At 63.1% G+C, this 13,629-nt stretch carries 10 protein-coding genes and 2 pseudogenes; 5 read left to right on the plus strand and 7 right to left on the minus strand.

Features of this window, described 5'->3' with window-relative positions:
• Positions 1-90 precede the first annotated feature (90 nt).
• Positions 91-516 carry a DUF1330 domain-containing protein gene (locus tag GWE18_RS26250; protein WP_275188590.1) on the minus strand — a complete coding sequence of 142 codons (426 nt, stop codon included), beginning with the start codon at positions 514-516 and terminating at the stop codon, positions 91-93.
• A 145-nt stretch (positions 517-661) separates the two neighbouring features.
• On the opposite strand from GWE18_RS26250, the gene GWE18_RS26255 reads away from it, so the two are divergent.
• On the plus strand, positions 662-2,893 hold the full coding sequence (locus GWE18_RS26255; RefSeq protein WP_275188591.1) for a penicillin-binding protein 1A: 2,232 nt from the start codon (positions 662-664) through the stop codon (positions 2,891-2,893).
• Positions 2,894-3,092: 199 nt separating this feature from the next.
• On the opposite strand, the pseudogene GWE18_RS26260 reads toward GWE18_RS26255, so the two are convergent.
• The 4 genes and pseudogenes from GWE18_RS26260 to GWE18_RS26275 all read right to left on the minus strand — a co-directional run bounded on the left by GWE18_RS26260 (position 3,093) and on the right by GWE18_RS26275 (position 7,244).
• Positions 3,093-3,943: pseudogene (locus tag GWE18_RS26260) on the minus strand (SprT family zinc-dependent metalloprotease).
• A gap of 197 nt (positions 3,944-4,140) precedes the next feature.
• Entirely contained in the window at positions 4,141-5,511 is a 1,371-nt protein-coding gene (gene phaZ, locus GWE18_RS26265; protein WP_275188592.1) for a polyhydroxyalkanoate depolymerase, read from the minus strand.
• A 123-nt stretch (positions 5,512-5,634) separates the two neighbouring features.
• Positions 5,635-6,453 (minus strand): ABC transporter permease, encoded by an 819-nt coding sequence (locus tag GWE18_RS26270; protein ID WP_275188593.1) that lies wholly within the window; start codon positions 6,451-6,453, stop codon positions 5,635-5,637.
• Positions 6,450-7,244: an ABC transporter ATP-binding protein gene (locus GWE18_RS26275; RefSeq protein ID WP_275188594.1), complete on the minus strand. Its 795-nt coding sequence runs from the start codon at positions 7,242-7,244 to the stop codon at positions 6,450-6,452. Before GWE18_RS26275 ends, GWE18_RS26270 begins: the two co-directional genes overlap by 4 nt.
• 239 nt (positions 7,245-7,483) lie before the next feature.
• Here GWE18_RS26275 and GWE18_RS26280 point away from each other — a divergent pair, with 239 nt between their 5' ends.
• The 3 genes from GWE18_RS26280 (at position 7,484) to sulP (ending at position 11,326) form a co-directional block, all read left to right on the plus strand.
• A complete protein-coding gene (locus GWE18_RS26280) occupies positions 7,484-8,809 on the plus strand; it encodes an ActS/PrrB/RegB family redox-sensitive histidine kinase (RefSeq protein ID WP_275188595.1) in 1,326 nt (441 codons plus the stop codon).
• 108 nt (positions 8,810-8,917) lie between these two features.
• Positions 8,918-9,472, plus strand: coding sequence for an ActR/PrrA/RegA family redox response regulator transcription factor (locus GWE18_RS26285; RefSeq protein ID WP_275188596.1), 555 nt, complete (start codon positions 8,918-8,920; stop codon positions 9,470-9,472).
• Between the two features lie 132 nt (positions 9,473-9,604).
• Positions 9,605-11,326 (plus strand): sulfate permease, encoded by a 1,722-nt coding sequence (sulP, locus tag GWE18_RS26290; RefSeq protein ID WP_275188597.1) that lies wholly within the window; start codon positions 9,605-9,607, stop codon positions 11,324-11,326.
• Between the two features lie 181 nt (positions 11,327-11,507).
• Here the strand turns inward: sulP and GWE18_RS26295 are convergent, their stop codons facing one another.
• Positions 11,508-11,993 (minus strand): MmcB family DNA repair protein, encoded by a 486-nt coding sequence (locus GWE18_RS26295; RefSeq protein WP_275188598.1) that lies wholly within the window; start codon positions 11,991-11,993, stop codon positions 11,508-11,510.
• A 158-nt stretch (positions 11,994-12,151) separates the two neighbouring features.
• On the opposite strand from GWE18_RS26295, the pseudogene GWE18_RS26300 reads away from it, so the two are divergent.
• Positions 12,152-12,525: pseudogene (locus GWE18_RS26300) on the plus strand (VWA domain-containing protein); the annotation flags it as partial.
• Positions 12,526-12,700: 175 nt separating this feature from the next.
• Here the strand turns inward: GWE18_RS26300 and GWE18_RS26305 are convergent.
• Positions 12,701-13,516: an RMD1 family protein gene (locus GWE18_RS26305; RefSeq protein ID WP_275188662.1), complete on the minus strand. Its 816-nt coding sequence runs from the start codon at positions 13,514-13,516 to the stop codon at positions 12,701-12,703.
• Positions 13,517-13,629: the final 113 nt, after the last annotated feature.

Genomic DNA, 13,629 nt, shown 5'->3' on the forward strand with positions numbered 1-13,629 from the left:
TAGAGCGCAGCGAAACCCATCATCGCAAGAACCTGCGTCAACGGCATTGATGGGTATCGCTTCGCTCCACCCATCCTACGAAATCGCCACTTACTTCGGTATCTCCCCAAACGTCTTGCCGATGGGCAACACCGCGTGCCGGATCAGGCGGGAATCCTCGACCGCGGCCTGGCGGTGCTTCACGGCTTCGCGGTAGACGGGATCGCGGATCATCTCGGCGAATGCGGCGACGCTTGGATATTCGGCGATGAAGCAATGATCCCAGCATTCGTCTTGCGGTCCGATCAGCATCAGTTCGAACCTGCCCTGCCAGACGATGCGGCCGCCCAGCCGTTCGAACACCGGGCCGCTTTCGCGCCCATAGGCCGCGTAGGCTTCCGCCCCTGTCGCCTTGCGGCCGTCGGGATAGGCCGCCTGCGCACGCAGCCGGACCAGGTTGAGCATGTGGATGGGACCCGGCCGGTCATTGGCCCGAAACTGCGCGAAAACTTCCTTGGTCGGATCGATATGGCCCATGTCATTTTCCCCCGGGAACGCGGTGGTTTGCACCCATCCTAATATGCCCCCGCCGCACCTCCTAATCCCGCGTTAACCTTTCGGTAACCGACCCTTAAACAGCCGTCGCTAGCCTGCAGCAGGACGGGTGTGAACGGCGTTTGTCATGGCGTGGGGACGGAAAAAGAGCGGCGCACGCAAGGAGCCGCTATTCGGCCTTCAGGCCGCGCTCGCCGACCTGCGCCTCTCTCCCGAAGATCGCATTCCGGCCGCCACCGACGGCGACGACGACAAACCGAAGAAGCCAGTGCCGAAGCGCAAACCCGAAGAGGACGACGACGAGCCGCCGCCGCGCGAGCGCAAGCCGCGTCCGGCGAGAGGCGGCGCGAAGCGGCGTGCGAAATCGCGCGGCCGGATCAGGTTCGGCCGGCTGATCTATTGGGGCGCGGTGCTCGGCCTGTGGGCGGCGATCGCGATCATCGGCGTCGTGGTCTGGGTCGGCGCGCATCTGCCGGCGATCCAGTCGCTGGAAGTTCCAAAGCGCCCGCCGACCATCCAGATCGTCGGCATCGACGGCAGCGTGCTCGCCACACGCGGCGAAATGGCAGGCACCAATGTCGCGCTGAAGGATCTGCCGCCTCATCTGCCGAAGGCGTTCATCGCGATAGAAGACCGCCGCTTCTATTCGCATTACGGCATCGACCCCGTCGGCATCGCGCGCGCCGCGGTCACCAACATCCTGCATCGCGGCGTCTCGCAGGGCGGCTCGACGCTGACGCAGCAGCTCGCGAAAAACCTGTTCCTGACCCAGGAACGCACGATGGCACGCAAGCTGCAGGAGGTGGAGCTCGCGCTGTGGCTGGAGCGCAAGCACTCCAAGAACGAAATTCTCGAACTCTACCTCAACCGCGTCTATTTCGGCTCCGGCGCCTATGGCGTCGAGGCCGCGGCCCAGCGCTATTTCGGCAAGTCGGCCCGGAACGTCACGGTCGCGGAAGCCGCGATGCTGGCGGGCCTCGTCAAGTCGCCGTCGCGGCTGGCGCCGAACCGCAATCCGGAAGGCGCCGAGCAGCGCGCCCGGATCGTGCTCGCGGCGATGGCGGAGGCCAAGTTCATCAGCGACGCGCAGGCCAAGGCCTCGATCGGACATCCCTCGTACAATGTGAAGCCGGCCGGCGCCGGCACGGTCAATTACGTCGCCGACTGGATCGGCGAAGTGCTCGACGACCTCGTCGGCCAGATCGACCAGAGCATCGTGGTCCAGACCACGATCGATCCGAAGCTGCAGAGCGTCGCGGAAGCCGCGATCATCGACGAGCTCGCCGCCAAGAGCGTGAAGTTCAACGTCACACAGGGCGCGCTGGTGGCGATGGCGCCTGACGGTGCGGTGCGCGCCATGGTGGGCGGCCGGAACTACGCCGAGAGCCAGTATAACCGCGCGATCACCGCCAAGCGCCAGCCCGGCTCGGCGTTCAAGCCGTTCATCTATCTGACCGCGATCGAGGGCGGCCTGACGCCGGAAACGATCCGCCAGGATGCGCCGCTCGATCTCAAGGGATGGCGACCCGAGAACTACACCCATGAATATTTCGGCGCGGTGACACTGACGCAGGCGCTGGCGATGTCGCTCAACACGGTCGCGGTGCGGGTCGGGCTCGAAGTCGGGCCGAAGAATGTGGCGCGGACCGCGCACCGGCTCGGCATTTCATCGAAGCTGGAGGCCAATCCCTCGATCGCGCTCGGCACCTCGGAGGTGTCGGTCATCGAACTGGTCGGGGCCTATGCGCCCTTTGCCAATGGCGGGCTCGGCGTCTCCCCGCATGTCGTGACCAAGATCCGCACCAATGAAGGCAAGCTGCTGTACGCGCGGCAACCCGATCAGCTCGGCCAGGTGATCGAGCCGCGCCATGTCGCGATGATGAACACGATGATGCAGGAGACGCTGCTCTCGGGCACCGCGCGCAAGGCGGAAATCCCGGGCTGGATGGCCGCTGGCAAGACCGGCACCAGCCAGGATTTCCGCGACGCCTGGTTCATCGGCTACACGGCCAACCTCGTCACCGGCGTCTGGCTCGGCAACGACGACAATTCACCGACCAAGAAGGCAACCGGCGGCGGCCTGCCGGTGGAAGTGTGGACCCGCTTCATGCGCACGGCGCATCAGGGCGTGGCAGTGGCGGGTTTGCCGAACTCGCAGCGCGGCGGTTTTCTGTCGAACCTGTTCCAGACCGCATCGCAGGTCAGCGCAGCGCCGAGCCCGCCGGCTCCGGCCCCATCAGGCAGTTCGCACCGGCCACCGCCGGCGCGAACGTCCGCGCCGCCGCCGAATCCATCGGCTCGCCCGGAAGCGGCGGCGGGACTGGATGGCTGGCTGGTGGACCGGCTGTTTGGAAGGTAAGGTCTCGTCCGAAATGTTCGTCGTCGTCCCTGCGAACGCAGGGACCCATACGCCGCGGCCGGCGTAACGGGCGCGACAGAAGACAACTTCGCTTCCGCAAGCTGCGGTGACAGTTGGCTACGCAGAGCGTCTGCGAACGACGCTTTCTCGACAGATCACGCGGTATGGGTTCCTGCGTTCGCAGGGACGACGGAAACGACTAATCCTCGACCCCGTAGCGATGCAGGTCGTTGCCATAGGTATCGAGCCAGCGCTTGGCGCGTTCGACATGGTCGCAGATGCGGTCGACGACGCGCCAGAACCTGGGCGAGTGGTTCATCTCGACCAGATGGGCAACCTCATGGGCGGCGAGATAGTCCAGCACATAGGGCGGCGCGAGGATCAATCGCCAGGAATACGACAGCGAGCCGGCCGAGGTGCACGACCCCCAGCGGCTCGACTGGTCGCGGATCGACACCCGCCTGACCCTGACGCCGAGATACGCCGCATAGGCGAGCGATGCCTTGTGCAGGTCCTTGCGCGCTTCGCGCTTGAGGAAGTCGTGGACGCGCCGGTCCATGTGCTCGTAGTCGCCGGCCACGCAGAGAATTCTTTCGCCGCTGTCGCGGATTTCCGTCCACACCGTGCCGCGCTCGCCTGCGCGATGCACGATCCGGTGCGGCACACCGCGCAACGGTATGACAGTGCCGGCCTGAAAGGGCGCGGCCTTCGGCAGACGGCCGAGACGGGCGGCGATCCAGCCGCCGTGAAGCTGCGCAAAATCCTTGGCTTCCATAATCGTGCCGCGCGGCGGCATCGTCAGGATGGCTTCGCGATCCGTTGGATGAATGCGCAAGGTGTATCGCCTCGCGCGGCGGTGCCGGCGCAACCTGATCGCAAAGATTTGCGAGCCGTGCTTGACCAAAAGAGTCGCGGGTTCGGCGGGCCGCCGATAAAGGAGGGCGCGAGTAGCCATGTCTTGGAGTCCGGGGAGCAGGAGTTCGCCCGGATTCTGCCATATCCGCCGCCAGGGAAATCGCATCTAAATCGCTCGGCGCAAAAACAAATCATTTGCCCAATATACAGGGGCTTGGCGGCAAATAGCCTCTAGGGAATGGGGATGGAACCCAGAATTTCGGGTGGAACCGAGGGTCAAAAACTACCCCCAAGGAGTGAGTCTGAACTCACCCCTTGATTCGACCAGAATCCGGAATGTTTGAATCTTCTCAGCAACTTATCGGCGGCTAGGAATCGGTGCCGCCTGGGCACTATTCGGCTGCACGAACCAATGTTGGCTTGGTCTTTGCCGCTGATATCTTCGTATTAGCCTCTGACATCATGGTATTGGCCGCCGACATCATGAAATCGGAGATGCGCGGCACGATTTCGGAACGGAATCGCGAACCGTTGAACACACCGTAATGCCCAACGCCCTTTTGCACGTAATGCACGCGGCGATGATCGGGAATTGCGGGGCACAGCGCGTGCGTCGCTTCGGTCTGCCCGAGGCCGGAGATGTCGTCGTTCTCGCCTTCCACCGTCATCAGCGCCACGCGGCGGATTTGCGAGGGATCGACCAGCTTGCCGCGATGGGTCATCTCGCCCTTGGGCAGCGCGTGCTTGACGAATACGACGTCGACGGTCTGCAGGTAATACTCGGCCGTCAGATCCATCACCGCGAGATATTCGTCGTAGAAATCGCGGTGCTTGTCGACCATGTCGCCGTCGCCCTTCACCAGATTGTTGAACAGGGCCTTGTGCGCGTCGGTGTGGCGATCGAGATTCATGGTGATGAAGCCCGAGAGCTGCAAAAAACCCGGATAGACGTCGCGCATCACGCCGGGATGCGGGAACGGCACCTTGGTAATGACGTGGTTGCGGAACCAGTCGATACCGCGCTGGGCCGCAAGATTGTTCACCGAGGTCGGGTTGCGCCTCGTATCGACCGGGCCGCCCATCAGCGTCATCGACAGCGGCACGAACGGATCGCGCGTGGCTTCCATCACGGAAACCGCCGCCACCACCGGCACCGAAGGCTGGCACACCGCGATCACATGCATGTTGCCGCCGAGCACGTGCAGCATCTCGATGACGTAATCGACATAGTCATCGAGATCGAAGCGGCCCTCGGTGAGAGGAACCATGCGCGCGTCGGACCAGTCGGTGATGTAGACTTCATGCGTCGGCAGGAACGCCTCGACCGTGCCGCGCAACAGCGTCGCGTAATGGCCGGACATCGGCGCGACGATCAAGACGCGCGGGTGGGGTGCGCGCAGCGGCCGGGTCAGTTTGCGATCGAAATGCAGCAAGCGGCAGAACGGCTTCTCCCAGATCGAGCGGACCTCGACCGGCGTGCGGATGCCGTTGACCTCGGTGAAGTCGAGGCCCCATTCGGGCTTGCCGTAACGGCGGGTGGTGCGTTCGAACAATTCGCAGGCCGCGGCGATCGATTTGCCGAACTGCGTGTGCGACCAGGGATTAAGCGGATTTTGAAACAGGATCTTGGCGGCATCGGTCACCGCGCGCGCCGGGTTGAGCGACGCGTGGCCCAATTCGTACATCCAGTACATCGGCGTTGTGAGTGCCGGACTGCCTTCGGCCACCAGCGGCGGTGCGCCGCCAAACTCACCAATCGGCATTTTATTTCCTCTGTTTGCGCCGCAGCATAGTGCAGAATGCGTAATAATGCGTCAATGGACCGATTAGTTATGTCCACGCATCAAAAGGTCTAAAGACCCCGGAAAACCACGGGAAACCGTGACTTATTCGCCACCACCGAGCAAAGATCCGTGGTGTTTGGCGCTGCGCAAAAGGGCAAGGAAGATCGCAAAGGAGGCGACGAACAGCACCGCGTTGATGCCAAGCGACCAGACCATCAGGTCGGCCCTGAACACGTGATCGATCAACAGCGTGCGCATGCCTTCGAACACATAGGTCGGCGGCAGCGTCCAGGCGAGCCATTGCAGCCAGTCCGGCAGCACCGCGACCGGATAATAGACGCAGGCAAGCGGCATCAGGCCGAACATCAAGGTCCAGACGATGCTCTCGGCACCGAGCCCGTTGCGCAGCACCAGGCCCGACACAAAGATGCCGATCGACCAGCTCGTGAAGATCAGGTTGCAGAAGAACGCGATCAGCGGCAGCCCGATCGCGAAGAAATTGAAATCGAAGAAGAACAGCGCCAGCAGCGTCATTGGAATGACGCCGATCGCCAGCCGGATCAGGCTCATGATCATCAGCGAGATCAGGAATTCGATCGGCTTCAGCGGGCTCATCATCAGGTTGCCGAGGTTGCGCGCCCACATCTCCTCGAGAAACGAGATCGAGAAGCCGAGCTGGCCGCGAAACAGGATGTCCCACAGGATCACCGCGCCGATCAGCGTGCCGCCGGCGCGCGCAAAGAAATTGTCGTTCTGCGAAATGTAGTTCTGCAGAAAGCCCCAGGTGATGATCTGCAGCGCCGGCCAGTAGATCAGCTCCAACAGGCGCGGCCAGGACGACATCAGCAGATACCAGTAGCGCAGCACCATCGCCTGGATGCGATGCCAGGAAATAGCGTGATGGGCGGCGATCTCGCTCATGACGCCCCCTCCGCCACCCGGCCGCGCGCGACGTCGAGGAACACCTCTTCCAGCGTGGTGCGGTTGTAGCGCGCCATGATCTGGTCGGGGCTGTCGTCATCCTCGATGCGGCCGCGCTTCATGATGATGACGCGGTCGCACAGCCGCTCCACTTCCAGCATGTTGTGCGACGCCAGCAGGATGGTGGCGTGATGGGTCCTGCGGTAGTCCTGCAAATGCTGCCGCACCCAGTCGGCGGTATCAGGATCGAGCGAAGCCGTCGGCTCGTCCAGCAACAGCAGCTCCGGCTGGTTGATCAGCGCCTTCGCCAGCGCGACGCGGGTCTTCTGCCCGGCCGAGAGCTTGCCATTGGCGCGATCGAGAAAATCCTTCAGATCGAGGTCGGATGCGAGCTGCTCGATGCGGTCGGCGAGATTCTCCACCGCATAGAGCCGGCCGAAGATGGTGAGGTTCTGCCGGACCGTGAGCCGCATCGGCATGTCGACATAAGGGCTCTCGAAATTCATCCGGCCGAGCACCTCGGCGCTCTCGTCCGGCATGGCATGACCGAGAACCTGGATGCGCCCCGACGTCGGCAGCACCAGCCCCATGATCATCGCGATGGTCGTGGTTTTGCCGGCGCCATTGCCGCCGAGCAGTCCGGTAATGCTGCCGCGCGCGATCCGAAACGAGATGTCATCCACCGCGCGGGTGGTCTTGTAGAGCTTGATCAGATGCGCAACCTCGATCGCGGCGGAGCTTTTCGGCCCGGCCGCAGGCGATTGCGCTGGCGTGGCGTCGCTACTGACCATTTCGACCTGTTCATTGGGCCATCACGGCGGACAGCGCAAGGCTTTGCACGGCTTGGCGGCGGGCGGGCCTGCATGGTTCGAGACGCGCGGCTCTGCCGCGCTCCTCACCATGAGGGACGAAACTATCCCCTCATGGTGAGGAGCCGCGAAAGCGGCGTCTCGAACCATGCAGGCCCCCATACTGGACCGAATGACCGCGCGAATTTGTGATCATCCGCCCGCGCGGCTAAACTCCGGATATGTCAGACGTTGCAGCCTCCGATTTCCGCCTTCCACACCGCTTTGTCCGTCTCGACACGATCCTTCGGCTGCGCTGGCTGGCGGCGCTCGGCCAACTCACCGCGATCTTCATCGTGGCGCATGGGCTGGAATTCGACTTTCCCGTCATTGCCTGCGTCGCAATTGTCGGCGTTTCGGCACTGCTGAATCTCGCGCTGCAGGTTGCCTTCAATCCGATGCAGCGGCTGGAACCGGTCTATGCGGCGGCGCTACTCGCGCTCAACATCGTCGAACTGGCCGCGCTGCTGTTCCTGACCGGGGGCCTGCAGAATCCGTTTTCATTTCTGTTCCTCGGCCCGGTCCTGATCTCGGCGACGGTGCTGCCGATCCGGATGACGGTCGGACTCGGCCTGCTCGCGGTCGCCTGCGCCTCGGCGCTGGTGTTCTTCCATCTGCCTCTGCCCTGGGACAGCGAAGACCCGCTGGTGCTCCCGCCGATCTATCTGTTCGGCGTCTGGCTCTCGATCGTGCTCGCGATCGGCGTCACCAGCCTCTATGCGTTCCAGGCGACCGAGGAGGCGCGGAAGCTTTCCGATGCGCTGGCCGCGACGGAACTGGTGCTGACGCGCGAGCAGCATCTGACCCAGCTCGACGGACTTGCGGCGGCCGCTGCGCATGAACTCGGCACGCCGCTGTCGACAATCTTCCTGATTTCACGGGAGCTGGAAAAGACCATCGACGACAACGACCCCTTGGCCTCCGATCTGAAGACCCTGCGCGAGCAGGCGCAGCGCTGCCGCGACATTCTGGCCAAGATCACCCAGCTTTCTTCGTCCGGTGCGCCGTTCGACCGCATGCCGTTGTCGACGCTGATCGAGGAGGCGGTCGCGCCGCATCGCGATTTTGGCGTCGCGATCAGGGTGCGGCTTGCTGTCGCAGCTACGCGGGAACCGGTCGGCGCTCGGAACCCGGCAATTCTCTATGGCGTCGGCAACATCCTGGAGAATGCCGTCGATTTCGCGCGGACGACCGTCGAGGTGAACGCATGGTGGAACGCGGATACGGTCGAAATCATCATCTCGGATGATGGACCAGGCATTGCGCCCGATATGCTGAAACGGATCGGCGAGCCCTATTTATCAAGGCGCCGCAGCGCCGATGAGGCCCATCGCGAACGTGCCGGCCTCGGCCTAGGCGTGTTCATTGCCCGCACGCTGCTGGAGCGTACCGGCGCCCGGGTTTCCTTTTCCAACCGGACCTTTCCCGATCACGGCGCCGTGGTGCAGATCGCCTGGCCCCGCGTCCGTTTCGAAACCGAGGAAAGTGCTGCCGGGCCAGCGGATTAGAACCGTCCCAGGGCCTTGGGGAAAGGGAACCGATCAGCCTTGGGGGCCTTGGCAGCGCAAAATTGCCACGCCATATCCTTGTGTATCCGCAACCGGGGGATAGTCGACTTGAACGCCATCGCCGAACTGAACGATCTCGCCGACCGCTCGCTGCTGATCGTCGAGGACGACAAGCCGTTTCTGGAGCGCCTGTCGCGCGCGATGGAAACCCGCGGCTTCGCGGTAACGTCGTGCGACACCGTGTCCGACGGGTTGGCGCAGATCAACAAGGCCGCGCCGGCCTTCGCCGTGGTGGACCTGCGGCTCGGCGACGGTAACGGGCTCGACGTGGTGTCGGCGCTGAAGCGCAAGCGCCCCGAGGCACGCACCATCGTGCTGACCGGCTACGGCAACATCGCCACCGCCGTCACGGCGGTGAAGATGGGCGCGGTGGACTATCTCTCGAAACCTGCCGACGCCGACGATGTGGTCGCCGCGCTGCTCGCCAGCGGCACCGAGAAATCCGAGCTGCCATCCAATCCGATGTCGGCGGATCGCGTGCGCTGGGAACACATCCAGCGCATCTACGAAATGTGCAACCGCAACGTCTCCGAAACCGCACGGCGGCTGAACATGCACCGCCGCACCCTGCAGCGCATTCTGGCCAAGCGCGCGCCGCGGTAGCACCCGGTCATTGCCGGGCTTGACCCGGCAATCCATCTCCAACGACCTTTCTTGCGAAGATCGATGGATGCCCGGATCAAGTCCGGGCATGACGAGTGTTTGAATCTCGGCCGGGCTTGGGAGTGACCGGCAATGAAGCATTGGATGCGCTGGCTGCCAGGTCTGGGTACCTTCCTTCGATATGAAGCGGGGTGGCTCAGGCACGATATCCTCGCCGGGCTTGCGCTGTCGGCCATGCTGGTCCCGGTTGGCATTGCCTACGCGGAGGCGTCGGGCTTGCCCGGCATCTACGGTCTGTACGCGACCATCATTCCACTCTTTGCCTACGCATTGTTCGGCCCGAGCCGCATCCTCGTGCTGGGACCGGACTCAGCTCTTGTAGCTATCATCCTTGGCGTTGTCGTTCCGTTGTCGGGCGGCGATCCCGTCCGCGCGGCAGCCTTGGCCGGCATGATGGCAATCGTTTCCGGGGCGGTACTCATTCTGGCAGGCATCGCGCGCCTGGGCTTTGTGACCGAGCTGCTCTCCAAACCGATACGCTACGGCTACATGAACGGAATTGCATTGACCGCATTGATCAGCCAGCTACCAAAGCTGTTCGGCTTCTCGATCGAGAGCGAAGGATCTTTGCGGAGCTTGTGGGCGATCACCGGGGCAATCCTTGAAGGGAAAACCAACTGGGTGGCCTTCGGGATCGGGCTCGGCACGTTGACGGTTATCCTGCTGCTCCAGAAATACAAGCGGCTGCCGGGCATTCTGATTGCAGTCGTCGGGGCAACCGCCGCTGTCGCTGCGCTGGACCTTACGACGCGTTACAGCGTGGCCGTTCTGGGTCCCCTTGCGCAGGGTCTGCCGGGTTTCGCCGTTCCCTGGATCGGCCCCGCCGATATAGTCCCGGTGCTGATCGGCGGATGCGCGATCGCCATGGTATCTTTTGCAGATACCAGCGTGCTTTCGCGGGCCTATGCCGCACGACTGGGCGTTCATGTCGATCCCAACCAGGAGATGGTGGCGCTCGGCGCCGCCAATCTGGCAACCGGTCTTTTTCAAGGTTTTCCGATCAGCAGCAGCAGTTCGCGTACGCCTGTTGCGGAAGCCGCCGGCGCCCATACTCAACTGACCTGCATCGTTGGTGCGCTTGCCATCGCTTTTCTTCTGCTGGCGGCACCAAACCTCCTTCAGTATTTGCCCAATGCTGCGCTCGCCGCTGTCGTCATCGCCGCGGCGATCAGCTTGATTGAGGTTACCGACCTCAAACGGATCTATCGCATTCAGCGGTGGGAGTTCTGGCTATCGATCGTCTGCTTTGCCGGCGTCGTCGCGCTCGGAGTGATTCCGGGAATAGGTCTGGCAATCGCTATCGCCATTGCCGAATTTCTATGGGACGCTTGGCGCCCGCACTCCGCCGTATTGGGGCGCGCCGACGGCGTCAAAGGCTATCACGACATCACGAGATATACGGATGCACGCCAGATCCCCGGGCTGGTTCTGTTCCGATGGGATGCGCCTCTGTTCTTCGCCAATGCTGAATTTTTCAAGGAGCGCGCTTTGGCCGCGGTTGCGAAATCCCCGACGCCTGTAAGCTGGCTGGTCGTTGCGGCGGAGCCGGTCACCAGCGTTGACGTCACCGCCGGCGATACGCTTGCCGTATTGGACGAGACGTTGCACGCACAAGGTATCGAGCTTTGTTTTGCCGAACTCAAGGATCCCGTAAAGGACAGGCTGAAGAAATTCGGACTGTTGGCGCAGCTTGGCGAGAATTGCTTTTTCCCAACCGTCGGCGCAGCCGTTTCCGGCTACCTGGAAGTCCATGATGTCGAGTGGGAGGACTGGGAGGACCGGGCCAAACGTTAGGGATGACGTGCTGGACACACGCTGATCGTGTGCGGAGCAGTCAAAATCGTAGGGTGGGCAAAGCCACCGGGTCGCGCGAATGCGCGCCCGATGACAGGCTCCGCGTGCCCACCATTCAAGACAACGGTCGCGGACAAATGGTGGGCACGCTTCGCTTTGCCCACCCTACGGGCACCGTCTCTCAAAACTCCCCGTGCCCTTGCGGATCGACCAGGCGGTTGATGCGCAGGGCGGCGGCCATGGCAAAACGCACCGTCATCGATTTGCGCGTAGCCGCCGGCAGGCGATGCTCGGGCGCTTCGCAATGCAGATGGGCGCCATAGGCGTCGGCGATGATCAGGCCAGTATCCTGAGGGAAGATCTCGCAAGGAAGATCCTGCGTGAAGGCAAAAAACAGCCGGTCGCAATGCATCCGGTAATCCTGCCATTTCTGGTCGGCACGCAGATCCTCCACGGATGACTTGATCTCGACGATCCAGATTTCGCCGCGCTCATTCAACGCCACCAGATCGGCACGCCGGCCCGACGGCAGCGGCAGTTCGCTGACGCAGGAAAACCCCAGCGATCGTAACAGCCGCGCCGTACCGCGCGCGATCGCCAGCGCCGTCTCCGACTGGCGGCGGTCCGCTGGGGGTACGAGGCTGATCTGGCGGGCGGGCGATTCCATGGCGCTCGAACAATAGCCGATTTCGGACCGTCCAACAGACGTCCCTCGCCGAGCCGGCGGCAAATTTGTCAATGGCCCGCCTTGTTTTGAACTTCGGCGCACCGCGAAGCCAAAGGGAACCTTGGTTCCGAGGGACAGAACACTGGAGGAGATTCACGATGCACCGCATCGCTGCCCCTGCTTTTGCCTTCGCTCTCGCCACCCTTCCCCTCTCTGCCGGCTTTTCATCCGCCATCGCAAAACCCGCCGTCGAAGTCGCGTTCGTGCTCGACACCACGGGCTCGATGGGCGGCCTCATCGAAGGCGCCAAGCGCAGGATCTGGTCGATCGCAACCGCGATCGTCGATTCCGATCCCGACGCCGACATCCGCATGGGCCCCGTCGCCTATCGCGACATCGGCGACGACTAGGTGACCAGGAAGATCGAACTCACCACCGACATCCAGGATCTCTACGCCCACCTTCTGGAGGTGAAAGCCCGCGGCGCCAAGGCGACGCCGAAAGCGTCAACGAGGCGCTCGACGTCTCCGTCAAGGCGCAGATCAAGCGGTGAGGCAAGCGCTTTCTCCGCGAGTCGTCCCCGCGAAAGCGGGGACCCATAGCCACAAATGCTTGTTGGTTAGAAAGACGTCTAACTCCTGCGCCTCATGGATGGGCCGCGGCGTATGGGTCCCGGCTCGCGCTTCGCTTGGCCGGGACGACAGAGATCAGGGGTGCCGGCCCATGGCGAGCTGGTAGATCGTCACCAGAACCTCGAACAGGATCAGGAGCACGATAATCACTTCGAGCCGCAGCGAGCGCCGCGTGTCGATGATATCGGTCAACACCTGCGCGCTCTCGGCGATCACGGCGAGCTTGCTGTTCAGCGATTCCGCGCGCTCTTTGAGTTCGTACTCGTCCTCCAGCCGGGCATACAGCCGCTCCAGATGCGGCTTGTCCCAGAGCACGTCGGGTTTCTCTTCCACTTCGACCGGCCCGGACACACGGTGCCGGACCAGAAGCGCGCCGCCGATGTTTTTCAGGATCGAGCGACGGCTGCCGCGCATGCGCCCGCTCTGCGCCAGCTCCCGCGCGACCGGTTCGGTCGTATCAAAGACACTGGCAACCTCGCGTTCATGCCGGGCCAGGACGACGCTCTTCGCCAGCGCCTCGCAAATCAGGATCAACCGGTCAGGCGACAGGCTTTGCAGGCAGATCGGCCCGCCGGGTGGAATCTGGTCCTCCTTTTCCGGGGAGAGCTCGATGATTGCGATTTCCTCGTCGCGCCGCCCAAACTTCCCGGTCATGCGGTGATCCAGGCCGCGAAGGAATTCCTCCTCTTCCAGCGCATTCAGCCCGATCAGGACCACCACGCCATAGCGAAACAGGACCGCGACACCGTTTTCATTGACGCGGAATGCCAGCGGCGTCGTTGCCAGCACGTCGCCGCGCTCGAGGCCCGATGTATTGAGGCGATCGCTGACGAAAAACGCCCGCGCCGTCGTTCGGGCCCCGCCGAGCGGCAATTTGGAGGCTTGGTTCATGACCTGCGCATCCCGGCCGAAATCACGGTCTGCGCCGATGCGATTTCCGTCTTTGGTCACTAAATATTCCTTCCGTGCAAACCCTACCACAGGCTCAAACGGACCCCATACCG

The organism is Bradyrhizobium sp. CSA112 (assembly GCF_029051645.1).
Lineage (GTDB): Bacteria > Pseudomonadota > Alphaproteobacteria > Rhizobiales > Xanthobacteraceae > Bradyrhizobium.